The organism is Mesorhizobium sp. WSM1343, assembly GCF_055901535.1.
The window spans coordinates 2,774,769-2,799,489 of record NZ_CM148370.1 but is presented as its reverse complement, the minus strand read 5'-3'; the positions used below and the strand labels follow the sequence as shown (position 1 = coordinate 2,799,489).

Annotated in this window: 22 protein-coding genes; 21 read left to right on the top strand and 1 reads right to left on the bottom strand. The window is 63.8% G+C overall.

The annotated features are described in order from the left end of the window. The first annotated feature begins 3 nt into the window (after positions 1-3). From AC0NIL_RS13465 to AC0NIL_RS13385, 17 genes are all read left to right on the top strand, one after another. Positions 4-816, top strand: coding sequence for a shikimate dehydrogenase family protein (locus AC0NIL_RS13465; protein ID WP_013530407.1), 813 nt, complete (start codon positions 4-6; stop codon positions 814-816). After that, complete coding sequence (locus AC0NIL_RS13460) at positions 809-1,615, top strand: SDR family NAD(P)-dependent oxidoreductase (protein WP_473572279.1); 807 nt, start codon at positions 809-811, stop codon at positions 1,613-1,615. Before AC0NIL_RS13465 ends, AC0NIL_RS13460 begins: the two co-directional genes overlap by 8 nt. 95 nt (positions 1,616-1,710) lie before the next feature. After that, on the top strand, positions 1,711-2,058 hold the full coding sequence (locus tag AC0NIL_RS13455) for a RidA family protein (protein WP_013530405.1): 348 nt from the start codon (positions 1,711-1,713) through the stop codon (positions 2,056-2,058). A 50-nt stretch (positions 2,059-2,108) separates the two neighbouring features. Beyond that, the gene (locus tag AC0NIL_RS13450; protein WP_473572281.1) at positions 2,109-2,897 is read left to right on the top strand and encodes a FadR/GntR family transcriptional regulator; all 789 of its coding nucleotides are present in this window, start codon (positions 2,109-2,111) and stop codon (positions 2,895-2,897) included. A gap of 286 nt (positions 2,898-3,183) precedes the next feature. After that, on the top strand, positions 3,184-3,894 hold the full coding sequence (locus AC0NIL_RS13445; protein WP_013530403.1) for an SDR family oxidoreductase: 711 nt from the start codon (positions 3,184-3,186) through the stop codon (positions 3,892-3,894). Between the two features lie 12 nt (positions 3,895-3,906). After that, on the top strand, positions 3,907-4,656 hold the full coding sequence (locus tag AC0NIL_RS13440) for an SDR family NAD(P)-dependent oxidoreductase (protein WP_473572283.1): 750 nt from the start codon (positions 3,907-3,909) through the stop codon (positions 4,654-4,656). 70 nt (positions 4,657-4,726) lie between these two features. Beyond that, positions 4,727-5,677, top strand: a complete 951-nt coding sequence (locus AC0NIL_RS13435) for a LysR substrate-binding domain-containing protein (protein ID WP_013530401.1) — start codon at positions 4,727-4,729, stop codon at positions 5,675-5,677. An 86-nt stretch (positions 5,678-5,763) separates the two neighbouring features. Then, positions 5,764-6,798, top strand: a complete 1,035-nt coding sequence (locus tag AC0NIL_RS13430; RefSeq protein ID WP_013530400.1) for an amino acid ABC transporter substrate-binding protein — start codon at positions 5,764-5,766, stop codon at positions 6,796-6,798. A gap of 79 nt (positions 6,799-6,877) precedes the next feature. After that, entirely contained in the window at positions 6,878-8,041 is a 1,164-nt protein-coding gene (locus AC0NIL_RS13425; protein ID WP_013530399.1) for an ABC transporter permease subunit, read from the top strand. A gap of 3 nt (positions 8,042-8,044) precedes the next feature. Further along, positions 8,045-9,124: an amino acid ABC transporter permease gene (locus AC0NIL_RS13420; RefSeq protein ID WP_064992567.1), complete on the top strand. Its 1,080-nt coding sequence runs from the start codon at positions 8,045-8,047 to the stop codon at positions 9,122-9,124. Positions 9,125-9,136: 12 nt separating this feature from the next. Continuing rightward, positions 9,137-9,895: an amino acid ABC transporter ATP-binding protein gene (locus AC0NIL_RS13415; protein ID WP_027161621.1), complete on the top strand. Its 759-nt coding sequence runs from the start codon at positions 9,137-9,139 to the stop codon at positions 9,893-9,895. A 60-nt stretch (positions 9,896-9,955) separates the two neighbouring features. Beyond that, positions 9,956-11,380 (top strand): FAD-binding oxidoreductase, encoded by a 1,425-nt coding sequence (locus AC0NIL_RS13410; RefSeq protein WP_064992568.1) that lies wholly within the window; start codon positions 9,956-9,958, stop codon positions 11,378-11,380. 98 nt (positions 11,381-11,478) lie between these two features. Next, positions 11,479-13,149, top strand: coding sequence for a thiamine pyrophosphate-binding protein (locus tag AC0NIL_RS13405; RefSeq protein WP_473572285.1), 1,671 nt, complete (start codon positions 11,479-11,481; stop codon positions 13,147-13,149). Next, positions 13,146-15,242, top strand: coding sequence for a hydantoinase/oxoprolinase family protein (locus AC0NIL_RS13400; RefSeq protein WP_473572287.1), 2,097 nt, complete (start codon positions 13,146-13,148; stop codon positions 15,240-15,242). Before AC0NIL_RS13405 ends, AC0NIL_RS13400 begins: the two co-directional genes overlap by 4 nt. Further along, on the top strand, positions 15,239-16,858 hold the full coding sequence (locus tag AC0NIL_RS13395; RefSeq protein WP_024503265.1) for a hydantoinase B/oxoprolinase family protein: 1,620 nt from the start codon (positions 15,239-15,241) through the stop codon (positions 16,856-16,858). The genes AC0NIL_RS13400 and AC0NIL_RS13395 overlap by 4 nt, the downstream gene beginning before the upstream one ends. Then, positions 16,855-18,057: a pyridoxal phosphate-dependent aminotransferase gene (locus AC0NIL_RS13390; protein ID WP_024503266.1), complete on the top strand. Its 1,203-nt coding sequence runs from the start codon at positions 16,855-16,857 to the stop codon at positions 18,055-18,057. The genes AC0NIL_RS13395 and AC0NIL_RS13390 overlap by 4 nt, the downstream gene beginning before the upstream one ends. Before the next feature lie 3 nt (positions 18,058-18,060). Beyond that, a complete protein-coding gene (locus tag AC0NIL_RS13385; protein WP_127368980.1) occupies positions 18,061-18,873 on the top strand; it encodes an NAD-dependent epimerase/dehydratase family protein in 813 nt (270 codons plus the stop codon). 226 nt (positions 18,874-19,099) lie between these two features. Here the strand turns inward: AC0NIL_RS13385 and AC0NIL_RS13380 are convergent, their stop codons facing one another. Further along, positions 19,100-20,704, bottom strand: coding sequence for an FAD-dependent oxidoreductase (locus AC0NIL_RS13380; protein ID WP_473572290.1), 1,605 nt, complete (start codon positions 20,702-20,704; stop codon positions 19,100-19,102). Positions 20,705-20,854: 150 nt separating this feature from the next. Here AC0NIL_RS13380 and AC0NIL_RS13375 point away from each other — a divergent pair, with 150 nt between their 5' ends. Genes AC0NIL_RS13375 through AC0NIL_RS13360 form a run of 4 tightly spaced genes read left to right on the top strand, consistent with a single transcriptional unit; the run spans position 20,855 to position 24,720 of the window. Further along, complete coding sequence (locus AC0NIL_RS13375) at positions 20,855-21,391, top strand: cupin domain-containing protein (protein ID WP_127370337.1); 537 nt, start codon at positions 20,855-20,857, stop codon at positions 21,389-21,391. 11 nt (positions 21,392-21,402) lie between these two features. Then, positions 21,403-22,179: an aspartate dehydrogenase gene (locus AC0NIL_RS13370; RefSeq protein WP_473572292.1), complete on the top strand. Its 777-nt coding sequence runs from the start codon at positions 21,403-21,405 to the stop codon at positions 22,177-22,179. Next, on the top strand, positions 22,179-22,976 hold the full coding sequence (locus AC0NIL_RS13365) for an alpha/beta fold hydrolase (protein WP_473572294.1): 798 nt from the start codon (positions 22,179-22,181) through the stop codon (positions 22,974-22,976). Before AC0NIL_RS13370 ends, AC0NIL_RS13365 begins: the two co-directional genes overlap by 1 nt. Positions 22,977-22,980: 4 nt before the next feature. Continuing rightward, positions 22,981-24,720 carry a cobalamin-dependent protein gene (locus AC0NIL_RS13360; protein ID WP_127369683.1) on the top strand — a complete coding sequence of 580 codons (1,740 nt, stop codon included), beginning with the start codon at positions 22,981-22,983 and terminating at the stop codon, positions 24,718-24,720. The last annotated feature ends 1 nt before the right edge of the window (position 24,721 follow it).

Genomic DNA, 24,721 nt, shown 5'->3' with positions numbered 1-24,721 from the left:
CCGATGCGCGGAACCGGCAAGGCCGAGATCTTCGTGATGCTGGCCCATCCCGTGGCCCATGCCAAGAGCCCCGGCATATTCAACGAGATCTTCGAGCAGAAGGGCCTCGACAGCCTCATGGTGCCCTTGAGCTGCCGCCCGGAGGATTTCGAGGCCTTCTGGGCTGGCATTACGGCAGCCGAGAATATCAGGGGCGTGATCATCTCGGTGCCGTACAAGGTTGCGGTCTATCACAAATGCACCGCCGCTCACGACCGCGCCGCGAGGGTGCAGAGCGCCAATTCCGTGCGCCGGCTGCCCGATGGCAGCTGGTACGCCGACAATTTCGACGGCGTCGGCTTTATCGATGGCCTCAAGGCAGGCGGACATGAGATTGCCGGCCGCCGCATCCTTCAGGTCGGCGCCGGCGGCGCCGGCGCGTCCCTGGCCTATTGTCTCGCCGAAGCCGGTGCCGAGGAAATCCGCTTGGCCGACATCGATACCGGTCGCGCCGAAAAACTGGCGGCGCTGGTCGCGCAGGTCTTCCCGAAATGCCGCATCCAGGTTGGAGAGGCCGAGCCTTCCGGCATGCATATGGCGATCAACGCCACGCCGGTCGGCATGCACGCCGGCGACCCGCTGCCGCTGGATGTGAGCCGGCTGACCCCGGACATGACGGTCGTCGACATCATCATGGAGCCCGCCGAGACCCCCCTGCTAAAGGCGGCGAAAGAGATTGGCTGCCGCATTCAGCCGGGGCGCCCGATGATGGATTTCCAGGTCCGGGCCATGTCCGAATTCTTCGACATCGAAGGCAAAGGTCGCGGCAATGGCTGAGACATTGACGGCCGTCGTCATCGGCGGCACTTCCGGCATCGGACGCGCGATAGCGCTGCGCTTCGCCGAGGACGGCTACCATCTGGTGGTCGCCGGCAGGGATGCGGCACGGGGCGATGAGGCGGTTGGCGCCTGCGCGGCGGTCGGCGCACCGCGCGCGCTGTTTGTCCAGACCGATGTCTCCGAATCCGGCTCGGTGGAAGCGCTGGCGCAGGCCGTCTGCGACGCGTTCGGTGCCCCGCACGTCGTCGTCAATTGCGCCGGCATCCTGCAGAGTGGCAAGCACGTCCTCGACCAGGATCTGGACGAAGACGAGAGGATGTGGCGAGTGAACTATCGCGGCACCTTGCTGGGTTGCCAGGTGTTCGGCCGGCTGATGTCGGCTGCCGGGCGAGGCGCGATCCTGAACGTCGGCTCGCTTGCCTCCTTCGCGCCGCTGTCCCTGCCCGCCTACACGCCCGGAAAGCATGCCGTCCTGGCCTTGACCCAGATCCTGGCCGCCGAGCTCGGTCCGCACGGCGTACGCGTCAATGCGGTGGCACCCGGCTACACGCTTTCGGACGGGCTGAAAGCCAGGATCGCCAAGGGTGAGCGCAACCCCGAAGCCATCCAGGCGACCACCGCGCTGCGCCGCTTCGTCGAGCCGCGCGACGTTGCCGAGGCCGCACTGTTCCTCTGCTCCGACCGGGCCGCATCGATAACCGGCGTCACCCTGCCCGTCGACGCCGGCTGGCTCATTCAGGCGCCCTACGCACAATATCTGCAGGGAAACCCCATCCGCCAGACGCCGGCAATCTGAGCCCATCCGGCGGAGGCCGGAAATCTGACCCATCCGGCGGAGGCCGGAAATCTGACCCATCCGGCGGAGGCCGGAAATCTGACAAGGACAATCCAATGAGTGACATCAAGCGCTTCGACTTCGACACCCGCATCCACCACGGGGTCATCCACAATGGCACCCTCTACCTCACCGGCCAGGTCGCAAAGCCGGGTCAGTCCGCAGCCGACCAGATGCGCGAGGCGCTTGGCAAGGTCGACGTCCTGCTTGCCAAGGCCGGTACGGACAAGACACGCATCCTTCACGTGCAGATGTGGCTGGACGACATCAGGGATTTCGACGAGGTCAACACGGTCTGGGACGGATGGATGCCGAAGGAGCATGCACCCGCGCGCTCTTCCGGCGAAGGACGGATGGCCAAGCCTGGAATGCTGGTCGAGCTGATCGTCACCGCGGCGGTTTGAATGGCCTTGCCGGTTCGGGCATCATCGCGAATCTGGCTAAGGGGAGACTGATGACGAAGCGCAAACCGCTTTCCACTGTCGTGGCGGAGAGTCTGTCCGAAAAGATCCGTTCCGGATCTCTGCTTCCCGGCGCGCAATTGCCGACCGAGGCGGAGCTTTGTGCCGAGTACGACGTCAGCCGGACGGTGGTGCGGGAAGCGGTGGCGCGATTGCGCTCCGAAGGGATGGTGGTGCCGCAGCAGGGCCGCGGCATGTTCGTCAGCGAAACGCCGGCGCCGCGCAATTTCTCGATACCGGACGAGGCGCTGAGGACCTTGCCGGAAACCATTGCCCTGCTCGAACTGAGATTGAGTGTCGAGGTGGAGTCCGCCGGGCTATGCGCGGAACGGCGCACCGATGCGGAGGCGAACGGAATCCGAGCCCTGATGGAACAGGTCGACGCCCAGCAAGCGGATCCCGCTGTGGTCCAGATCCACTACGACTATGATTTCCATCTGGCGATCGCCAAAGCCGCGCGCAACGAATTCATCCATGGCTTCCTGAGCTATCTCAGGCCGATGATCGTTCCGCGCCTTCAACTGGGCTACGTGGTCACGCCGGCGCTCAAGGACAGCTACTACGCACGCATTCACAACGAGCACAAAACCATCGTGGACGCCATCGAAAGGCAGGACGGTCGTGCTGCTCGCCAGGCCATGCGCAAGCATCTGCACAACAGCCTCGGGCGTGTGCGCGCTTTGGCACGGGCTTCGGGCGTCGCGGCGACAGAGGCAGAGCATCAGGCGGCTGCGGCCTCGCTCTTTACCGATATGAAAAGACCTGTTTCGACCGGCGGATAGGCCCCGGCTTCGATCACCCAGGCATTCGCACTCACTCAAATTAGCCACGTATTGCGAAAGCCATGTTTTTGCTCCGCCAGCTGACCTGAACCGTTTCCCACAGGCTGAGAACATCGTTTTCCCGTCGTTTCCTTCGGTTTTCAGCCTCGGCGCCGAGGTCACCACCTGTCCAGGTTTCGGGCGGGAGAAGAGAATTCGAAAGTTTATCTTTCCTTTTTGCTGGTTTTCTTGGTTTCGCGGCATCGGCCCAGGCCGCAGACTGAATCAGGCAATCAGGGAAGCCAACGTGACGACAGCCTTCATCACAGGTGCAACAAGCGGCATAGGGCGGGCCATGGCGATCGCACTGAGCGACGCCGGCTACGATGTCTATGCGGTCGGGCGCAGCCAGGCCGCGCTCAAGGCGTTGCAGGCCGAGCGATCCGGCATCGTGCCCATCGCCGTCGACGTGACCGATCGCGAGGCGCTGGAAGCTGTTCTGGCGGATCTGACCATCGACGTGCTGATCAATAATGCCGGGATCATGCCACCGTTGGGCAATTTCGCCGACATGAAAATCTCCGACATCGACACCACGCTGGAGGTCAACCTCAGCGCGGCAATCCTGCTTACCCGCCTCGTCGTTCCGCAGATGCGCGAGCGGCAGGCTGGCCACATCCTGTTCACCGGCTCCACCGCGGGCCACGCGGCATATTCCAACATTGCCGTCTATTCGGCCACCAAGGCGGCGATATCAGGCTTTGCCGCCGCGTTGCGCGCCGACCTCTCCCCATCAGGCGTCCGTGTCACCGAGATCGTCGCCGGCCGTGTCGAGACGCAGCTCTACCAGGACATCCTCGACGCAAAGGCGCGCGCGGCCATGTACGCCAGCAAAGTGGTGCAGCCGGATGACGTGGCCAGAATGGTGGTCGCGGTGCTCGGCCTGCCCGCATGGGCCGACGTTACCCGTTTCGACATCATGCCGACATGGCCAACCTCGCCAAGCGGCACCAAGTAAGGAAAAACTGGAATGAAGGATCTTTCCGTTCTGATCGTAGGCGGCGGCGCTGGCCTCGGCGCGCTTTTGGCCAGGATGGCTGTAGAGGCCGGGGCTGCAAAGATCGGCATCATCGACATCAACCAGGACGCCGCCGAAGCCGCTCTCGCACCGGCAAAGGCCAACGGCCTGCCGACCGCGGCCGCCCTGTGCGACATCCAGGTCGGCCCTCAGTGCCACGCCGCCTTCGACGCCATCGTTTCGAAGCTCGGGCGTATCGACACGCTGATCAATTGCGCCGCGATCTACCCTCGCCGCCCGCTCCTCGAGATCAGCGACGCCGATTGGGATGCCTCCAATGGCATCAACATCAAGGGCACTTATCACATGATGGTGGCAGCCGTTCGCCACATGCAATCGCAGGAGCCGAAGAGCCATGTGCGTGGCCGGATCGTCAACCTGACCTCTGTCGATGCCTTCAAGGCGCATCCGCAGAACGCCCACTATGCGGCAACCAAGGCCGCCGTGGTCAGCCTGACGCGCTCCTTTGCCCATGACGTCGCAAAACACGAGATCCTGGTCAATTCGGTGGCCCCCGCAGGCATGGCCACGGAGCGGGCCAAGGCCCTCGGCTTCCTCGAGGAACTGGCCAAGGCGAGCCCGCTGGGTCGTGGCGCCGAGCCTGCGGAGATTGCCGAGTGGGTTCTCATGACCGGCGGCCCCAAGAATACCTACATGACCGGAGAAAACGTAATTGTTTCAGGTGGTTATATATACGCCTGAGCTATTTTCGCGGCGCCGGCGGCGCTGAATTGTCCAACAGGAACGCAAGCGAAAGGAGGTGGAATAGACGATGACCGGCAAGCTTCGCCTTCCCTCGCTGAATGCGCTTCGCGTCTTCCACGCCGTCGCGCAGCACAAGAGCTTTCGGCAGGCGGCGGATGAATTGCTGGTCACGCCGCAGGCCGTCGGACAGCAGATCAAGCTACTGGAGGACACGCTTCAGGTGACACTGTTCGAACGCAAGGGGCGGTCGGTCGAATTGACCGAGTCTGCCATCCTTCTCTCGCACTATGTCAAAGCTGGGTTCGATGAATTTTCCGAAGGTGTTCGCCGCGTCACCAAGTCGAATTACCGGGACCGCATCAACCTGAATGCGAGCCCCTATTTCGCGACCCACTATTTGCTGCCTCGCCTATCTCTGTTCCGGGAGATATTGCCCGGTGCGGATCTGCGCCTGACGACGATGGTCGATCTGCCCGATTTCGGACGCGACGACATCGATATGACCGTCCAGTGGGGCTACGGCAATTGGCCGGACTACGAGACCATACTGCTGGTGCCTGATCCGAAGGTCATCTGCTGCACTCCGGCCATCGGCGAGAGCATCAAGTCGGCGCAGGACCTGACGTTGTTCACGTTGCTGGACACCGTCAAGTCGAAGCGCCTTTGGCCAGACATTTTACGCCACCTTGCCATCGAGCAGACGGACGGCAACCGAAGCATCAGCTTCGACGATGCCGCGACCATGCGCCGTGCAACCCTGCAAGGCATCGGCGTCGGTCTCGTCTCCGTCATCGATGCCGAGGAAGATTTGAGGTCGGGCGCGCTGGTCGCGCCGGTCGGGCGCGACGCCCTTGCCGATATGCGGCCGGAAGAAGTTCCTGGGTTCTACCTGATCGTCCCGCGCGGGCACCTGCGCGTGAAGGCGGTCGCCGCCCTTCATCGATGGCTCGCCCAGCAGGACTGGGGCAGCGATCTGAAGATTTCCTCCGTGCCGAAACCGACCCCGCTTTCCGATTAGGAGCGGCTTTGAGACAGAGCTCCGAAAAAGAACTTTTGGGCCTCCAACAACAAGAAACCAAACAACCTCAACAGTGGAGACGGAACATGAAGACGATGAAATGGGGGGCCGCAGCCATGGCCCTTGGACTTGTGCATTTTGCAGCGCCGGCAGAAGCCGCCGGCGGCAAGACGCTGGAAGCCGTCAAGGCGCGCGGCGTGCTCAACTGCACCGGCCATGACGGGTCTTACCTCGGCTTCGCCGAAGTTGACGACAAGGGCAACTGGAAGGGCATGGACATCGATCTCTGCCGGGCGGTGGCCACGGCCGTGCTCGGCGACCCGGCAAAACTGAAGGTCGTTCCGATCAGCTGGGCGCAGCGCTGGCCGTCCCTGCAATCGGGCGATGTCGACATCATCATCAAGGCGTCGGGCGGCACGCTCAGCCGCGACACCGAGCTCGGGCTGCAATTTTCCATGTCCTATTACCTCGGAACGACCAAGGTGATGGCGCACAAGGAGCTAAACCTCAAGTCGCTCAAGGATGCGGCCGGCGGCACGATCTGCATTCCCGCCGGCACGTCGCAGGAACAGCAGGTCGCGGCCTATACGGCCAAGCTTGGCATCAAGCTCGAACCCGTGCTCATCGAAAAGACCGAGGAGCTCGAGCAGGCCTATTTCTCCGGACGCTGCGATCTCTATGCGCAGTGGGGCCCGACGCTCGCCATTGCGCGCATCGCCAAGAGCAAGGTCGACGACCATGTCATCCTGCCCGACGTGCTCGCCGTCGAGCCTGAAGTCATGATCATGCGCCAAGGCGACGACAATTGGGTTGACATCGCCAACTGGACGCTGAGCACGCTGATCTTCGCCGAGCAGGAAGGCATCACCTCCAAGAACGTCGACGAGGTCAAGGCCAAGCCGACCTCGCCGCAAGTCGCCAAGTTCCTCGGCGTCACGCCAGGCATGGGCAAGGGTCTCGGTCTCGATGATGACTGGGCCTACAAGGTGATCAAGAACGTCGGCAATTACGGCGAAATCTTCGAGCGCGACCTCGGCAAGGACTCGCCCTACAAGATGGACCGCGAGTTGACCAACCTTTGGAACAATGGCGGTGTCCTGTTCCCGCTGGTGATCGACTGATCCGTCCTTAACTCACCCGCTCCAGGCCCCGCCCGGCACAGCCGGGCGGGGTCGGCGACAATTCGGCAAGGATCTTTGGATGGTCAGCCTGCTGAGAAATCAAAAGGTCCGCAACGCGCTGTTGCAGGTCCTCTATGTCGGCTCGATCGCCGCGATGGTGCTTGCCGGCATCGTGATCGCCCGCCGCAACCTGGCTGATCAGGGGATCACCTCCGGATTCGACTTTCTGTTCAAGTCGACGGGTTGGGATGTGAATTTCTCGCTGCTGCCCGCCACGGCCAATGATCCCTATTGGTGGTACTTCCTCATCGGCATCATCAACACGCTGTTCCTGGGGAGCGTCGGCCTGATACTGGCGACGATCGTGGGAACGATCGTCGGTCTGGCGCGGACGTCTTCGAACGATTTGGCGCGGCTGCTCGGCCGTACCTATGTGGACATCTTCCGCAACATTCCGCTGATCCTCCAGGTTTTCTTCTGGTATGCGATCATCACGCACCTGCCGACGCCGCGCAGCGCGCACGAAGCCTGGGGCTTCCTGCTCACCAGCCGAGGACTCTACATCCCATTCCCGAACGTCGGCAGTGCCGCGTTTGCCGCAGCCACAGTGGCTGTGATCGCGGCCATCGTGCTGCCGGCCTGGCTGGGCAGGACGTCGCTCCTTGCTCAGCCGATCGGCCAGCGGCGCACCATCCAGTTTGCCGCCGCCGCAGCGGCACTGGCCTGCGCGACCATCATTCTGGCTCTCGGACGTCTGCCGGATACGCCGCTGCTGGACTTCCCTGCCCTGCAAGGCCTCAATCTGAGAGGCGGCCTGCGTATCCCTCCGGAGTTCGCCACCCTCGCCATCGCCATCGCCATCTATGGCGGCTCCTACATTGCGGAGATCGTGCGCGGAGGCTTCAAATCTGTCGGCACCGGCCAGGTCGAGGCAGCTCTTTCCTTGGGCCTTAGTCCCTGGCGGGTCTTCACGCTGGTGCGGCTGCCGCTGGCGCTGCGTGCCATGCTGCCGATCCTTGCCAATCAGTATGTCTGGCTGATGAAGGCGACGACGATGGGCATCGCCGTGGGCTTCACCGACTTCTTCATGATTGTGGCGCTGACGATCAACCATTCCGGGCAAACCCTCGAAGCGATCGGCATCCTGATGGCAGGCTTCCTCGCCATCAACCTCAGCCTTGCCGCCGTCTTCAACCGCATCAACAAGGCAATTGCCCTCAAGGGCAATCAACTGAGGGGCTGAGAGATGGAGATGGTCATTGTCGCTCCACCCGCTCCCGGCAGGCTTGAGGATCTGAGGCGACGCTTCTTCGCGACGCCGCTTCAGGCGGTGGTGTCGCTGGCCTGTCTGACGATCATGGTCTTCCTGGTCTGGAAGCTGCTGAATTGGGCGGTTTTCTCGGCTGTCTTCACCACCAGCGGCGGGCCGGAAGCCTGCCAGGCGGCAGCGGGAGCCTGCTGGTCGGTCATCGCAGCGAGATGGCGGATCATCTTCTTCGGCCTCTATCCCTACGAGGAACAATGGCGCTCGGCGCTGGCCTGCGTCGCCGTTGTGGTGATGACGGTGCTGAGCTGTATCCCGGCGTTCTGGACGGGCCGCCGGATCGCGCTGGTATGGGGAGCCGGAACAGGCCTTTTCTACGTATTGATGAAAGGCGGCGTGCTTGGCCTTGCCCATGTCGGCGAGGAAGCCTGGGGCGGGCTGGCGCTGACCCTGTTCATCTTCGTGACCACCTGCCTGATCGGTTTCCCCTTGGCGATCTGCCTGGCCTTGCTGCGCCGGTCGGAGCTGCCCTGGATTTCGCGGACCACCGGCCTCATCATCGACGGGGTCCGGTCGCTTCCGCTGATATCGATCCTCTTCACCTTTGCAGTGGTTCTGCCGTTCGCGCTGCCGCAATGGCTGCAGGGCGACAAGCTTTACCGCGTGATCCTAGGCTCCGCTCTGTTCTTCTCCGCCTATCAGGCTGAGATCGTGAGAGGCGGCATGCAGGGCGTTGCGACAGGACAGGAGGAGGCTGCCATGGCGCTCGGCATGCGCTACTGGCAACGCATCAGCCGCATCCTCCTGCCTCAGGCAATGCGCAACGCGATGCCGGCCACGATCAACCAGTTCGTCATCTCGTTCAAGGAGACCTCGCTGGTGGTCATCGTCGGTTTCTTCGAGATCCTGGCTTCCGGCAATGCCGCCTATGGCACCGGCGAATGGCGCTTCGCCTATGTCGAAGTCTATGCCTTCATCGCCTTCATCTACTTCATCTTCGTCTTCAGCCTATCCCGCTATGGCGCCTTTCTCGAGCGCCGCATGTCGGTCAGCGAACGGTAAGGAGGCGTGCAGGTGATCTCAACCAATTCGACCGGTGAGCCAGCGCTCCGCATCGAAAACCTCGACAAATACTACGGCACGTTCCAAGCACTGCGCGGGATAAACCTTTCCGTACAACGGGGCGAAAAAATCGTCGTCTGCGGACCCTCCGGCTCCGGCAAATCGACGATGATCCGCTGCATCAACCGCCTCGAACAGCACAATGGCGGCCGCATCGCGGTGCTCGGGACCGAGCTCAACGACGATGTCGGCAATATCGACGAGATCAGGCGTGAAGTCGGCATGGTGTTCCAGCACTTCAACCTGTTCCCGCACATGACGGTGCTGGAGAACTGCATGATCTCCCCGATGATCGTGCGCAAGCAGCCGCGGGCGCAAGCCGAGGCAACCGCCCGCCACTACCTGGAGAAGGTGCGCATTCCCGAGCAGGCCATGAAATATCCCAGCCAATTGTCCGGCGGTCAGCAGCAGCGCGTCGCCATTGCACGCGCTCTTTGCATGCAGCCGCAGATCATGCTGTTCGACGAACCGACCTCGGCGCTCGATCCGGAAATGGTTTCCGAAGTGCTTGACGTCATGGTCACGCTTGCCTCGGAAGGCATGACGATGATCTGCGTGACGCATGAGATGGGCTTTGCGCGTCGCGTGGCGGACCGGGTGCTTTTCATGGACGGCGGCGAGATCCTCGAAGAAGCGCCTCCGGACGAGTTCTTCACCTCTTCCCGCAACGAGCGCACTCGACAATTCCTGTCGCAGGTGCTGGGTCATTGATTGGAAGCAACGATCCGGGACGTGTCGGACGGCACGCCCTCAGCTAACTCGGGTAAATCAATGACCGATCCCGCCACCGCGCTGCACGAGGTTCTCGGGCCGAAAGGCTGGCTTTCGGGCCGGGATGCCGAGCCCTACCGGCGCGATTGGCTCAATCGCTACGGCGTCGCACCTCTGGGCGTTGCCAGGCCCGCGAATACGCCGGAGGTTGCCAGTGTCGTCAAGCTATGTCGCGAGGCAGGGCTGGCGGTGGTGCCACAGGGCGGGAACACCGGGCTTTGCGGCGCCGCCGTCGCCGAGCAGCCGAATGCGGTGATCGTCTCGCTGTCACGCATGACGGCGATCGGGAAGCCGGATCTGGACAGCGGATCGATCGTCGTCGAGGCGGGTGTCGTGCTGGCAACGCTGCACGAGGCGCTGGAACCGAATGGCCTGATGTTTCCAATGCGTCTGGGCGCAGAAGGCAGCGCCAGGATCGGCGGCCTGATCGGCACCAATGCGGGCGGCAGCCAGGCTTTCCGATACGGCATGATGCAGGATCTCGCCCTGGGTCTCGAAGTCGTGACGCCTGATGGCGGGATTTGGGACGGACTGCGCGCGGTGCAGAAGGACAATGCCGGCTATCAACTGCGCAAGCTGTTCTGTGGCGCTGAGGGCACGCTCGGCATCGTCACGCGCGCGATCCTGCGGCTCTACCCCAAGCCTCGGCAGCAAGCGAGCGCCCTTCTGGTCCTGCCCGGCTTTGCAGCCGCCGTTTCGTTCGGCGCCTTCCTGCGCGGCGAGGCCGGGGAATTCCTGACTGGCCTCGAGTTCTTCTCCGATGTGGGCCTGCGATTGGCGCTCAAGCACGTGCCCGACCTTGCCTACCAACTGGAGACACGGGGCGACGTCTATCTGCTGGTCGAACTGGCATCGGGGTCGTCACGCGTTCCCCTGGACGAGATCCTGGCTTCGGCTCTGGAATGGGGCATGGAACAGAGCCTGGTTAGCGACGGCGCGCTGGCGGCGACAGGTGCGCATCGGGCACAATTCTGGCGGCTGCGCGAGGAGCAACCGGAGGGACAAAGGCTGGAAGGCGAGCAACTCAAGCACGACATCTCCGTCCCTCCAGGTGCAATCGCCCGTTTCGTCGAGGCTGGCGCGAAGATCTGCGGCGGCATTCTTCCCGGTGTGCGGATAAACCCGTTCGGGCACCTCGGCGACGGAAACATCCATTACAATTTGTCTCCGCCGGAAGGTCGTGCCGATTTCGACGGCAAGGCCGAGCTGTTCGCAGAGGCGCTGTCATCTCTTGCCACTCAGATGGGCGGCAGCTTTGCCGCCGAGCATGGGCTTGGCCGGGCAAAGGTGGTCATGGCCGACCGCAATCGCGGCCTGGTGGAGCGAGAGCTCATGGCGCGGCTCAAAGGCGCGTTCGATCCGCTGGGCACGATGAACCCGGACGTCCTGGTGCGCGCCTCTCGGGAAAGAAAAACTTTCGAATAGACGGCATTTCTTGGTTTCGTCTCGATGCGCCAGCGTGCACGTATGAATCCGAAAGGCAGGCTCGATCCGCTTGCCGCCTGAATGAAGGATGTCGCAGCATGATCCGCAATGGCGGTCGCCTTCTTGTCGAATGCCTGATCGCGCTCGGCGCGACCAAGAGTTTCGGTGTGCCGGGCGAAAGCTATCTGGCCGTGCTGGACGCGCTGCACGACACTCGTGGAAAGCTGGACTACGTGCTGTGCCGCAACGAGGGCGGCGCGGCATTCATGGCCTCGGCCTATGGCAAGCTGACGGGTTCGCCGGGCATCTGCTTCGTGACGCGCGGACCGGGTGTCGCCAATGCGTCCATCGGCGTGCACACGGCGATGCAGGACAGTTCGCCGATGATCCTGTTCGTCGGCCAGGTCGGCACCGACATGCGCGGCCGCGAAGCGTTTCAGGAAATCGACTACCGCGCGGTGTTCGGCACGATGGCGAAATGGGCGGTGGAGATCGACGCTGTCGAGCGCCTGCCGGAAATCATTGCCCGGGCCTGGACCACGGCGCTCACCGGGCGGCCCGGCCCGGTGGTGATCGCCCTGCCCGAGAACATGCTGACCACGCCGACCGATGTCGCGGCGCTCAGCGGGCCTGCCAGGGTGTTCGAGGCCGCGGCCGATGCCGATGCGCTGGCCGAGGCCCGGTCCATGCTGGCCGCCTCCAGCAGACCGGTCATCCTGATCGGCGGTGCCAACTGGTCAGCTGACGGGCGTGCCGGGCTCCAGGCTTTCGCCGAAACCTCCGACATTCCGGTGGTCGCGGCGTTCCGTTTCCAGGATCAGTTCGACAATGGCTCACCGGTCTTCGTCGGCGAGGCCGGTGTCGGCATGGTCCCGCATGTCAAGAAGCTGATCCGGGACGCCGATGTGATCCTGGCGATCAATGTGCGCTTCGGCGAGATGACCACGGATGGCTACACGCTGCTGTCCGTGCCCGAGCCGAAGCAGAAGCTGATCCATGTCCATGCTTCGGATCGCGAGATCGGCAAGATCTATGTGCCGGCGCTTGGCATCCATGCCGGGCCGAACGCCTTCGCCAAGGCGCTCTCGCCGGTCAAGGGCGACTGGGCCGCGTGGCGGTCGCAGGCACGCCAAAGCTATGAGGGCACGTTCACCGCGCCTGCCCAGCCGGGCCCGGTCGACATGGTCGAAGTCAGCCGCTGGCTGCGCGAAACGCTGCCCGACGACGTCATCCTGACCAACGGCGCCGGCAATTTCACCGTGTGGCCAAACAAGTTCTTCAAATTCGGACAGAAGGCGCGGCTGCTTGCACCGCAATCCGGCGCCATGGGCTACGGCCTGCCGGCGGCCATCGCGGCCAAAGTGGCCTTTCCCTCACGCACGGTGGTCTGCTTTGCCGGTGACGGCGATTTCCAGATGAACTGCCAGGAGTTGGGGACGGCGATGCAGGCCGGGGCGCAGCCGATCGTCCTCATCCTGAACAACGGCATCTACGGGACCATCCGCGCGCATCAGGAGCGGCACTATCCGGCGCGCGTGTCGGGAACGAACATCGAGAACCCGGATTTTGTCGGCATCGCCCGGGCCTATGGCTTCCACGCCGAGCGGGTCGGCGCGACGGGGGAGTTCGCCGGCGCTTTCGGCAGGGCGCTGGCATCCGCGACCGGCGCGGTCCTGGAGCTGGATATTTCCCCGGAGGCGATCACGCCGCGTCAAACCCTTTCCCAAATGCGCGACGCAGCGCTCGCTTCGCATAAGGCCAACGCATGACCAGTACGGCAAATGACATCCGTCTCGGCGCGGATATCGGCGGCACGTTCACCGATATTGTGGTCGATGTGCGCGGCACGATCTTTTCCACCAAGATCCTGACCAACTATGCCGCCCCCGAACAGGCTATCCTCGACGGGATCGAGATCGTCGTGCGCGACGCCGGCATCACGCTGGCGGACCTCGACATCGTCATTCACGGCACCACGCTGGCGACCAACGCGCTCATCGAACGGCGTGGCGCCAAGACGGCATTGGTCACCACCGAAGGGTTTCGCGATGTCATCGAGATGCGCACGGAAAACCGGTTCGAACAGTATGATCTGAACCTGAAGCTGCCGCCGCCGCTGATCCCGCGCGAGCATCGCTATACGGTCAAGGGGCGCATCGGCGCGGACGGAAAGGAATTGCAGCCGCTGGACGAAGCAGCGCTCGACGAGATCGCCGACGGCATCGCCGCGGGCGGCTTCGGCGCCGTCGCCATCGGCTTCATCCATTCCTACATGAACCCGGTGCATGAGCAGCGGGCACGCGCGATCCTCGCCAGAAAGCTGGACATACCGATTTCCATCAGCGCTGAGGTCTCGCCGCAGATGCGCGAGTTCGAACGCTTCAACACGGTTTGCGCCAATGCCTATGTCCGGCCGCAGATGGCCGACTATCTGGTGCGCCTCCAGGTGCGGCTGAAGGAGATGGGGGCGAACTGTCCGGTGTTCATGATCCACTCGGGCGGCGGACTGATCTCGGTGGAAACCGCGTCCGAATTTCCGGTGCGCCTGGTCGAGTCCGGTCCGGCCGGCGGTGCCATTTTTGCGGCCGACGTGGCGCGGCGCTTCGACCTGGACTCCGTCGTCTCCTACGACATGGGCGGAACGACCGCGAAGATCTGCCTGATCGAGGACTATTCGCCGCGCACGGCGCGGACCTTCGAGGTCGCCCGCACCTATCGCTTCTGCAAAGGCTCCGGCATGCCGATCTCGATCCCGGTCATCGAGATGATCGAGATCGGCGCCGGCGGCGGCTCGATCGCCTGGGTCGACGCCATGGGCCGCATCCAGACCGGCCCGGAAAGTGCCGGGTCCGAACCCGGTCCCGCCTGCTACGGGCGTGGCGGCAGCCGCCCAGCCATCACCGATGCCGACCTGGTGCTGGGCAAGCTCGATCCCGACAATTTCGCCGGCGGCGCCATCAGGCTCGACACGCAGGCTTCCGAGCAGGCGATCACCCGCGATGTCGGCACCCGGCTTTCGCTCAATTCCGTTTCCGCCGCTTTCGGCATCTGCGAGGTCGTCGACGAGAATATGGCCAATGCCGCCCGCGTCCACGCGGTGGAAAACGGCAAGAACATCTCCGACAATGTCATGATCGCCTTTGGCGGTGCAGCGCCCCTGCATGCGGCGCGGCTGTGCGAGAAGCTTGGCGTCGAACAGTGCCTTGTCCCGCAAGGCGCCGGCGTCGGCTCGGCCATCGGCTTCCTCAAGGCGCCGTTCGGCTACGAGGCGCTGGCTTCCAAGCTGATGCGGCTGTCGCGCTTCGATGCATGCGAGGTGAATGCGCTGCTCGACGGGCTGAAGACGACTGCCGAGAGCTTCGTGCGAGCCGGCACGAACAATGCCATCACCCGCGAGATCACCGCCTTCATGCGCTATGCCGGCCAGGGTTGGGAAATCCCGGTGCCGCTGCCCGACAGGGCGTTCAAGCCCGGCGACGAGGTGAGCCTCAAGGACGCCTTCCGGGACAATTATGCGCGCTTCTTCGGCCGTGCCATTGATGGCCTCGACGGATTGGAAATCGAGATCGTCACCTGGTCGGTCAAGGCGCAGGACGTGCGGCCGGCGCCCGCAAGGCACGAGATCACCATGGGGACCAGGACCGTCGCCGCTTCGCAAACGCGCGAGGTTTTCGATCCGGCGACCGGAACGGTCCAGGTTTCAGCCATCATCGAACGCGCCGACCTTTCGCCAGGGGATCGCATCAGCGGCCCGGCGGTGATCGTCGAGCGTGAGACGTCGACGGTCGTCACCACTCTCTTCGATGCCGCGCTACAGAGCGACGGTTCGATCCTCCTGATCCGCAAAGGGGTCCAGGCATGAGCGACATCTTGGAAATCCGCATGCAGGTGATGTGGAATCGCCTGATTTCGGTGGTCGAGGAGCAGGCGCTGACCCTGTTGCGTACGGCCTTCTCCACGTCGGTGCGTGAATCGGGCGATCTGTCGGCCGGCGTGTTCAATCCGCGCGGCGAGATGCTGGCGCAGGCCGTGACCGGTACGCCAGGGCATGTGAACACCATGGCCGAGGCCGTGCTGCAGTTCATGAACGAGATCCCGCGCGAGGAGATGTACGAGGGCGACACCTATGTCACCAACGATCCCTGGAAAGGCACCGGCCATCTCCATGACATCACCATGGTCTCGCCCTCGTTCCTGAACGGCGAACTGGTGGCATTCTTCGCCTGCACCGCGCACGTGGTCGATGTTGGCGGACGTGGCTTCGGCGCCGACGGCAAGTCAGTCTACGAGGAAGGGATCCAGATCCCGATCATGAAGTTCGCCGAGCGCGGCAAGGTGAACCTCGATCTGGTGAAGATCCTGCGCGCCAATGTGCGCGAGCCGAACCAGGTCGTCGGCGACTTCTATTCGCTGGCCGCCTGCAACGAGGTCGGCCATCGCCGCCTGGTCGACATGATGAAGGAGATCGGCCTGGCATCGCTGGACAGGCTGGGAGAGTTCATCTTCACGCGCACGCATGACGCGACGCTGGAGCGCATCAAGGCGCTGCCGAAAGGCACCTGGTCGAACGAGTTGGTGACCGACGGCTACGATACGCCGGTCAAGCTGGTGGCAGCTGTCTCGATTGAGGACGACCATTTGAATGTCGATTTCTCCGGCACCGATCCGACAAGCCGATGGGGCATCAACGTTCCGATCATCTACAGCAAGGCCTATGCCTGCTACGCCCTGAAATGCGTCGTGGCGCCGGAGATCCCGAACAATGCGGCCTCGCTTGCTCTGTTCACTATATCGTCGCCGACCAACATCCTGAACGCCCCGCGGCCGGCGCCGGTCTCCCTGCGGCACGTCATCGGCCATATGGTGCCCGATCTGGTGCTGGGCGCGCTGGCCAAGGCGCTGCCGGGCCAAATCCTTGCCGAAGGGGCGGCGGCACTGTGGAACATCCACATCTCGGTCAGGCCGGTCGCCGGGAGCGATGGACGCCGCGCCGAGGTGCTGATGTTCAATTCCGGCGGCATGGGGGCCCGCCCGACGTTGGACGGGCTGTCCGCCACCGCCTTTCCGTCCGGTGTCCATACCATGCCGATCGAGGCGACCGAGCACACCGGGCCGATCGTCATCTGGCGCAAGGAACTGCGTCCCGATTCCGGCGGCGACGGGGAATTTCGCGGCGGCCTCGGCCAGATCCTCGAAATCGCGGCCACTGAAGGCCACGAGTTCGATTTTTCCGCCATGTTCGACCGGGTCAGGCATCCAGCCAAGGGGCGCGATGGCGGCAAGGACGGAACCGCCGGCATCGTCAGGCTCGACGATGGCACGCTGATGCGCCCCAAGGGCTGGCAGCACGTTCCGGAAGGGCGTCGCCTGGTGCTGGAACTTCCTGGCGGTGGCGGCTATGGCGATCCCTCCAGGCGCAGTACGGAGGCGCGGGCACAGGACGTGTCCAGGGGCTATATTTCGGAGAAAAGCCGATGAGCTACATTTCCTCGCGCCTGTCCGTGGTCAAGCCGTCGGCTTCGATGGCCGCCTCGCAGGCGGCCAAGGCGCTACGGGCCAAAGGCGTCGACGTCATCGACCTTGGCCTTGGCGAACCTGATTTTCCGACGCCTGCCCACATCATCGAAGCGGCCTATGCAGCCGCCAAAGCGGGCCAGACCCTCTACACCGCCGCAGCCGGCTCGCCGGAAGTGCGCGAGGCCGTGGCCGGGAAGTTCAGGCGCGAGAACGGGCTGGACTACACGGCCGACGACATCGTCGTGGCCAACGGCGCCAAGCAGATCATCTTCAACGCGCTGATGGCGACGCTGGAACCCGGCGACGAGGCCATCCTGCCCGCGCCCTATTTCGTCTCCTATCCTGAGATGGTGAAGCTGCTAGGCGGCACGCCCGTCACGGTCGAATGCAGGGAAAGCGGCGGCTTCAGGCTGACGCCCGAACTCTTGGAAAAGGCGATCGGGCCGAGAACCAAGTGGCTGTTCCTGAACATGCCCGGCAATCCATCCGGAGCGGTCTACTCGGGCGACGATCTCAAGGCGCTTGGCGCTGTCCTTGCCAGGCATCCGCAGGTGCTCATCCTGTCGGACGAGATCTATGAGCACATCATCTTCGATAACCGCGAATTCGTATCCTTCGGCAAGGCCTGCCCTGACCTCAAGGACCGAAGCCTCATCGTCAACGGTGTGGCCAAGGCCTATGCGATGACCGGCTGGCGTGTCGGTTATGCAGCCGGCCCGGCACCACTCGTCAAGGCGATGTCGATCATCCAGAGCCAGTCGGTCACTTCGGTCTGCTCGATTGCCCAGGCGGCGACGGTCGCCGCACTGAACGGCCCGCAGGACGAGGTGGCTCGTTTCCGCGATGCATTCGAGGCGCGCAGGAACCTGGTCGTCGATGGCATAAGGCGCATCAACGGCCTGACGCTGCCGCCGCCGGAAGGAGCTTTCTATGCCTATATCGGTTGCGCCAGCCTGATCGGCCGCAGGACCCCAAAAGGCGTCATGCTGGAGGACGATACGGCGGTGGCGACCTATCTTCTGAACGAAGGCCGCGTGGCCTCGGTGCCGGGCACTGCCTACGGACTTTCACCCTATTTTCGTATCTCCACCGCCACCAGCGAGGAGGTGCTTGCCGAGGCGATCGCGCGGATCAACGCCGCCGTCGCGCAAGTGGAGTAGACCATGCCGCATTACGAACGCATCCTGATCACCGGCGCCGCCGGCCGGCTTGGCTCGGAACTGCGAAAGGGGCTGGTGCCGCTGGCAAAAACGATCCGCCTTGCGGGTCGCGAACCGTTCGGCGATCTTGCTCCTCACGAGGAAGAAGCGGTCTTCGATCTCGCCGACATGGAGGCGACAATCGCGGCCACCAAGGACTGCGACGCGATCGTGCATTTCGGCGGTGCGCCGCTTGAATGCGAATGGCAAACGATCCTGGATTCCAGCATTCGCGGATCCTACCATATCTACGAAGGCGCCCGGAAACACGGCGTGAAGCGGATTATCTATGCTTCCTCGGTGCATGCCATCGGCTATCATGAAGTCGAAGCCCATATCGGCGTCGATGCGCCGGTGCGCCCCGACAGCCTCTACGGCGTGTCGAAGAATTTCGTCGAAAGCCTGAGCCGGCTCTACTGGGACAAGTTCGGCATTGAGACGGCTTGCCTGCGTATCTTCTCGTCCTTTCCCGAACCGGCCGACCGACGCATGCTGTGGTCGTATCTTTCCTTCGCCGACTGCGTTCGTCTGGTCGAAGCAGCACTGACGGCGCCGCGCGTCGGGCACACAATCTCGTTCGGCATATCCGACAACAAGCTGAAAATGGTCGACAACAGCGGCGCCAACCATCTGGGGTTCATCCCGCAAGACAGCGCCGAGCCATTCCGCGCAGCGGTCGAGGCGAAGACGCAGATTCCGGATCCCAAGGCGCCATCGGTGAAGTATCTGGGCGGATGGTTCTGCGAGCTTGGCCATCCGGACGACAAGCGGGCGTAACTATCAAAAACCAATCCGCTAGATGGCGAAGATGAAACATCCACCAACACCCCTACGGCTCCCTGCAATTCACGGCGACAGCCGGATAATAATCATGAAGCGCTTCCGGGACGTTCAGGCCAGGGCGACACCGGCGATCGTGCAAGACCGTAGGCTCCGGCGATCACCCCCATGCCTCCGGTGTGCTTCTGGGGTTCGGTGACGTCTGCCATGTAGGCTTCCGCGATCACCTGTTCTGATGCAGGATCGTCTCGGCCGCAATGAAGCCCCAGGTCAGGTTCGGGCCGAGCGTGGTGCCGGCCCCTACGGCGCGCGTGCCGATGGGGTTGGCCATCGCAAGCCCTGCCGCATAAAGGCCGGGAATGATCGAGCCGTCCGGTCTCAACACCTGCGCCCGCTCGTTGGTCCGGGCCCCGCCCTTGGTGCCGAGGATCGAGCGATTGATCGTCATGCCGACGTAGGGCGCCTTGTCGATCGGCTTCAGCCGGTTCTCGGGGCCATGCGCCTTGTATGCCTCCCAACCATTATCGCCGCGGTGGAAGTCCGCATCGTGCCCGTTCTCGCAAAAGCCGTTCCAGCGCGCGATCGTCTCCTCCAGCGCCGCCGCCGGCAACCCGAGCTTGGCGGCAAGGCCAGCGATGGTATCGGCCTTCTTGATCCAGTCGCGCTCGTAGGAGGCATACCAGCGGAAAGGCAGCGAGGTTTTGAGGAAACGATTATCGCCAACGAGATAGCAGGGCAGATGGACGGGCTCGCCATCCGGTCCGCGCGCATCGATCGCCTCGCCGATGTTGAAGGCGTTTTCGCTGACAAAGCGCTTTCCCTCGCGATCGACCACGATCGAATGCGGCTCGGCCTGGAAGGTCATCGGCAAGCCGTGCGACTGTCCCTGGTAGCGCGTCGGCAGGCAGGGATAGACGTTCGCCTGATCCATGCGGTCCAATTGCGCGCCGGCGGAAGCCGCAAGCTTCTGGCCGTCGCCCTCATTGCCGCGCGGGCTGCCGATCCGGTCGAAGGCGCCGGGGAAGTGGCGTGCGCGCATCTCGGCGTCCCATTCGAAGCCGCCGGTTGCGATGACGACGCCGCGGCGCGCGACGATCTTCGTGCGCCGGCCCTTGCTCTCCACCTCCGCGCCGGCGATGCGTGAGTCCGGATCCTGAAGCAGGGTGACGGCGCGCGTTCCCGGCTGAAAGGTGACGCCGGCATCGAGGCAGCCCTTGATCAGCCCGGTCATCAGTGCCGTGCCCTGGCCGCCGGAATTCGTCAGCCATCGCCATAGAAGCTTCGGCCAGACCTTGAACCCGGCGCGGATGGGATGGTGATAGAGATCGAGGTCGACGATCTCCTGGTAGGTAAAGCTGTGCGGCAAGGTGGAGCGGCGCAGACTCCGCGCAAACTTGCCGAGGAGACGGCGGCTGAGCGGCCTCGGCGAGAGCATGCGGCCATAGAGTTTCCCGCCCGGCGCTTCGGCAAAGGGATCGGGCTCGTTGATCAAGCGAAAATCGAGCGGCGTGTTGACGGACAGAAAGTGCAGCATGTCCGGCGCGGCCTTGGCGAAAGCGCCCCAGAGCGCATCTTCCTTCTGCTCCCATCCTTCGGGCGCGACCGCACGCAGATAGGCGAGCGCATCCTCGCGGCTGTCGGCGATGCCGGCTTCGGCCGCGACATGGTTGGCGGGTATCCAGACCCCGGCACCGGACATGGCCGAGGTGCCGCCCAACCATTCGCTCTTTTCGATGACGAGCACCCTGAAGCCACCCTTGGCGGCCCGCAGCGCTGCCGAGCAGGCCGCCGATCCCGAACCGATCACCAGAACATCGTACTCGCCCATCGGCATTCCCCTGCCATCATCGACACAGCACTATATAGAGGCACGAAATTTAATCTGTCTACTATTGTGTCGACACTTTTTGCGCTGTACCCTCTCCAGGTCAGCAACGCGCCCGAACGACCTTCGCAGCTCCATTCGACAGGCAGAGCCATGGACGACACCAACCTTCCACCCGCGCCCTCTGGCATCCATGTTTCCGGAACCGAAACGCGCGAAAGCTACTGGCAGCCGGTTCCCGCAAACGGCCATATCGACGTGGCGCTCGCGCCGCACATCGTCGGCATGGAGCACCCCTTCGCGCTGGGCACGCAGTCGGTAGCGCCCGGCGGCTATGTGCGCGAACACACGCATGACCGCAACGAAGAGACGGTCTATGTCATCGAAGGCCATGGCCGCGCCGTCATCGACGGCAAGGAATATCCGCTGGAACCGGACAGCGTGGTGTTCCTGCCGAAGAATGTCCGACACATGTTCATCAACGACGGCGACACGCGCCTGCGCTGGATCTGGTTGATCGTGCCGAACGGGCTCGAGGATTTCTTTCGCCTGATCGGCAAGCCGCGCAAGCCAGGTGACCGTGTGCCGTCCAATTTCCCGCGCCCCGAAAACGTCCTGGAAATCGAGCGCAAGACGGTGTTCGGGGCAGACCTCGCCGACAAGTTCGATCCCCTGAAGCAGAATCCCTGAAGAAGCCTCGGATGGTGACGCTCGGCCTCATCGGCTTCGGCACGATCGCGCGCGAGATCGTCTCAGCTTTCCCAGTGGACTCGGTTTGCTGGGTGGCGCTGATGCGCGAAGGTACCCGCCGCGACTTGCCGGCGAATGTCAGCACTGTCACGCAGCTTGACGCGCTGATCGGTCCGCGCCCCCGGGCGGTGGTGGAGGCGGCAAGCCAGGAGGCGGTGGCCGCTTATGTGCCCGCGCTTCTCGACGCCGGCATCCCGACCATCATCGCTTCGATCGGTGCGTTCGCCGATCCGATCCTTGCCGCGAGGCTGACCGATGCTTCACGCAACGGCGGCGCACGCTTGGTCCTGCCGTCAGGCGCGTTGGGCGGCCTCGACTACCTCAGGGCGATAGCCGCGCTTCCCGAAGCGCGAGTGCGCTACACCTCGCGCAAGCCGCCGGCAGCCTGGATAACCGAGCTTGCCACCCTTGGCCTGTCAGCCGAGGACGACGCGGTATCCCTCTTCGAAGGCACGCCCGCGCAAGCGGCAAAGCTCTATCCGAAAAACCTCAACGCCGCCTTCGCGGTGGCGCTCGCTTCAGGTATCGACAAGGTCACCGTAAGCGTGGTTGCCGATCCGAAGGCTGCCGGCAACACACATGAAATCGAGGTCGAGAGCACCGCCGGCACGGCTTCCTTCCGCCTCGTCAACACGCCCTCAGCCAGCAATCCGAAGACCTCGATGCTCACGGCGCACAGTCTCGTCGCGGCGCTCGGCGAGCTGCTCGACAGGGAGGGCCTCAGCTGATGCCCTTCTTCACCGCCGCCGATGGCTGCCGCATCCACTACCAGACATCGGGAATCGCCGGCCCGCGCCTCATCCTAATCCCCGGACTTGGCGGTGACGGAAGGTTCTGGGCCGGCGTGGTACGCCTTCTCGAGGCCGACCATCGCGTCATCGTCACCGACCATCGCGGCGCCGGTCGCAGCGATCGCCCCGAACGCCCCTATTCCATTCCCCTGATCGCCAGCGACATTGCCGGCCTGCTGGCGCAGACGGGCGGTCCCGCCCATATTGTCGGGCATTCCACTGGTGGCGCCATCGCGCAGGTGCTGGCGCTCGATCATTCGGAACTTGGCCTGAGCTTCACGATCAGCAGTTCCTGGGCGCGAGCCGACAGCCGTTTCCGCACGCTCTTCAGCGCTCGCGCCGAACTGCTGGAGGCCGGCCTGGCCGAGACCTATCAGCGCCTCGGCCATGTGCTCTGCCACGAACCGTCCTACCTCGAAACGCATGCCGGGGAACTCGACGCAGCCGTCGCCGCCGCCCCTGGCACCCTGGCGCCGCTGACAGTCAGTGCTGCGCGCGTTCGCATGTTGCTCGACCATGATCGCCTCGCCGATCTGCCGCGCATCGACGCCCCGGTTCAAGTGATTGCGGCCACCGGCGATATCCTGACGCCATCAGCCCTTTCAGAGGCGATCGCCGCTTCGATACCGGATGCCCGGTTTGTTTCAGTTCCTGGTGCGCATTTTCATCCCCTCGCCGACCCCCAAGGTTTTGCCGCCATCATTCGCCATTTCATTGCCAAGGCCGACAGCTAGTATCATGACCGCTGAAATCGCTCCCGCCCTCCTCGACCTGCGCCTCAAGCCTGGCGTCGATCTCCTCGCCGAAGGGCGCGCCATGGCGCGCGAGTGGCGCCTCGGCGGCTGCCGCTTCCTTACCGAGACTGGGATGTCGTCCGAAGCCGCATGGAAGCGCAAGGCAGCGGCCGAAAAGCGAGTCATGCAGCACGCCCATATCGGCTTCAGAAGCGTCGACCGCACCGTGGCCGCGATCGGCGAGGTGCATGAGCAATGCCGCAAGGCAGGGGTAACGGTCGACCGTTTCGGCATCACACTCGACTGGTCGATGGGATATCCCCAAGCCATGCGTGCAAAGGCTGCGCGCGGTACCGGCATCGTGCTCACCGGCCCAGAGGATTTCGCCCGCATCACCAACGCCGCGCCCGCTGCCGCGCATTTCGGCGACTTCATGCTCGGCCTGCCGGGTGCTGTGGAAAACACCCGCGCCGCCATCGCCGCCGGTGCAACGGCCATCGGCAATCTGGGGCAGTATTTCACCTTCCGGCTGCCCTACTGGGACGATGATGTGGCGACCACCGAAGCGACCGTCACCGCCCTCGGCCTGATCGCGGCCCAGGATGCCGAAATCCTTGTCCATTCCAATCTCGACGACGGCTTCGCCGGACTGTTCATCGACATGGCCTGCGCGCTCGGCATGGTGCTGGTCGAAAAGCACATCGTCGAGGATCTGATCGGCGCGCGGCTCGGCCATTGCTACGGCCACCACTTCAGCGATCCACTGTCGCGCGCTGCCTTCCATGCCGCGCTGGTGCGGGTCAGCGATACGCCGGGCACCATGATCTTCGGCAACACCGTTTCCTACCAGTCGACCCCGGCAGGCAATTACGCAACCCTGGCGAGTTATCTCCTGGCCGACATACTGGCTGTCGGGCGATGGCCCTCCGGCCATGCGATCAATCCGGTACCGGTAACCGAGAACCAGCGCATTCCCGATGTCGACGAGATCATCGACGCACAAACCTTCGCGCACCGGCTCACGCTGCACGCCCCCTTCTACGACCCCGTCTTCGACTGGGCCAGGGTGGAGGCGATGGCCGATGTGCTGGTCGAAGGCGGGCGTCGCTTTGCCGGTGCCGTCATGAAAGGGCTGGCCGAGCGCGGGGTGGATACCGAAGACCCGGCCGCGCTGATGTTCGCCATCCGCCGCATGGGGCCGAAGCGCATGGAGGCGCTGTTCGGCCCGGGCGCGGACGGCATCCGCGGACGCACGCCGCTGATCCATGCCGAATGGGCGCGCGAGCTCAACCACAAGGCCGTCGCCTGGGTCGCGACGCAAAAGCCGCTGGAAAGCCCTAGACCCCTGACCGTCTGCATCGGCACGACCGACGTGCATGAGCACGGAAAATATCTCGTCGAACAGGCGCTTGAAGGCCTGGGCATCGTCATCGCCGATGCCGGTGTGGCCGTCGACCCGGAAACACTCGTCGCCCGCGCCGCCGAAACCGGGGCCGATGCGATCGCCGTCAGCACTTACAATGGCGTGGCGCTGCGTTATGCACAGGCGGTGAAAGCAGCGATGGCGGCACGCGGACTTGCCTTGCCGGTGCTCATCGGCGGACGATTGAACGAAGTGCCCAAGGAGTCCAATTCGGGCCTGCCGGTCGACGTGACCAAGGATATAGCAGACCTAGGCTGCCTGCCCTGCGCCGACCTCGACGAGATGCTGCGTGCCCTGCGTTCCATCCGGCCCGTTGCCTGAA

Coding starts and splice junctions, on each gene's coding strand:
- AC0NIL_RS13450 (WP_473572281.1), top strand. CDS start 2,109: ATGACGAAGCGCAAACCGCTTTCCACTGTCGTGGCGGAGAGTCTGTCC.
- AC0NIL_RS13375 (WP_127370337.1), top strand. CDS start 20,855: ATGGACGACACCAACCTTCCACCCGCGCCCTCTGGCATCCATGTTTCC.
- AC0NIL_RS13405 (WP_473572285.1), top strand. CDS start 11,479: ATGATCCGCAATGGCGGTCGCCTTCTTGTCGAATGCCTGATCGCGCTC.
- AC0NIL_RS13370 (WP_473572292.1), top strand. CDS start 21,403: ATGGTGACGCTCGGCCTCATCGGCTTCGGCACGATCGCGCGCGAGATC.
- AC0NIL_RS13430 (WP_013530400.1), top strand. CDS start 5,764: ATGAAGACGATGAAATGGGGGGCCGCAGCCATGGCCCTTGGACTTGTG.
- AC0NIL_RS13400 (WP_473572287.1), top strand. CDS start 13,146: ATGACCAGTACGGCAAATGACATCCGTCTCGGCGCGGATATCGGCGGC.
- AC0NIL_RS13460 (WP_473572279.1), top strand. CDS start 809: ATGGCTGAGACATTGACGGCCGTCGTCATCGGCGGCACTTCCGGCATC.
- AC0NIL_RS13455 (WP_013530405.1), top strand. CDS start 1,711: ATGAGTGACATCAAGCGCTTCGACTTCGACACCCGCATCCACCACGGG.
- AC0NIL_RS13360 (WP_127369683.1), top strand. CDS start 22,981: ATGACCGCTGAAATCGCTCCCGCCCTCCTCGACCTGCGCCTCAAGCCT.
- AC0NIL_RS13435 (WP_013530401.1), top strand. CDS start 4,727: ATGACCGGCAAGCTTCGCCTTCCCTCGCTGAATGCGCTTCGCGTCTTC.
- AC0NIL_RS13465 (WP_013530407.1), top strand. CDS start 4: ATGCGCGGAACCGGCAAGGCCGAGATCTTCGTGATGCTGGCCCATCCC.
- AC0NIL_RS13380 (WP_473572290.1), bottom strand. CDS start 20,704: ATGGGCGAGTACGATGTTCTGGTGATCGGTTCGGGATCGGCGGCCTGC.
- AC0NIL_RS13440 (WP_473572283.1), top strand. CDS start 3,907: ATGAAGGATCTTTCCGTTCTGATCGTAGGCGGCGGCGCTGGCCTCGGC.
- AC0NIL_RS13365 (WP_473572294.1), top strand. CDS start 22,179: ATGCCCTTCTTCACCGCCGCCGATGGCTGCCGCATCCACTACCAGACA.
- AC0NIL_RS13410 (WP_064992568.1), top strand. CDS start 9,956: ATGACCGATCCCGCCACCGCGCTGCACGAGGTTCTCGGGCCGAAAGGC.
- AC0NIL_RS13425 (WP_013530399.1), top strand. CDS start 6,878: ATGGTCAGCCTGCTGAGAAATCAAAAGGTCCGCAACGCGCTGTTGCAG.
- AC0NIL_RS13385 (WP_127368980.1), top strand. CDS start 18,061: ATGCCGCATTACGAACGCATCCTGATCACCGGCGCCGCCGGCCGGCTT.
- AC0NIL_RS13395 (WP_024503265.1), top strand. CDS start 15,239: ATGAGCGACATCTTGGAAATCCGCATGCAGGTGATGTGGAATCGCCTG.
- AC0NIL_RS13390 (WP_024503266.1), top strand. CDS start 16,855: ATGAGCTACATTTCCTCGCGCCTGTCCGTGGTCAAGCCGTCGGCTTCG.
- AC0NIL_RS13420 (WP_064992567.1), top strand. CDS start 8,045: ATGGAGATGGTCATTGTCGCTCCACCCGCTCCCGGCAGGCTTGAGGAT.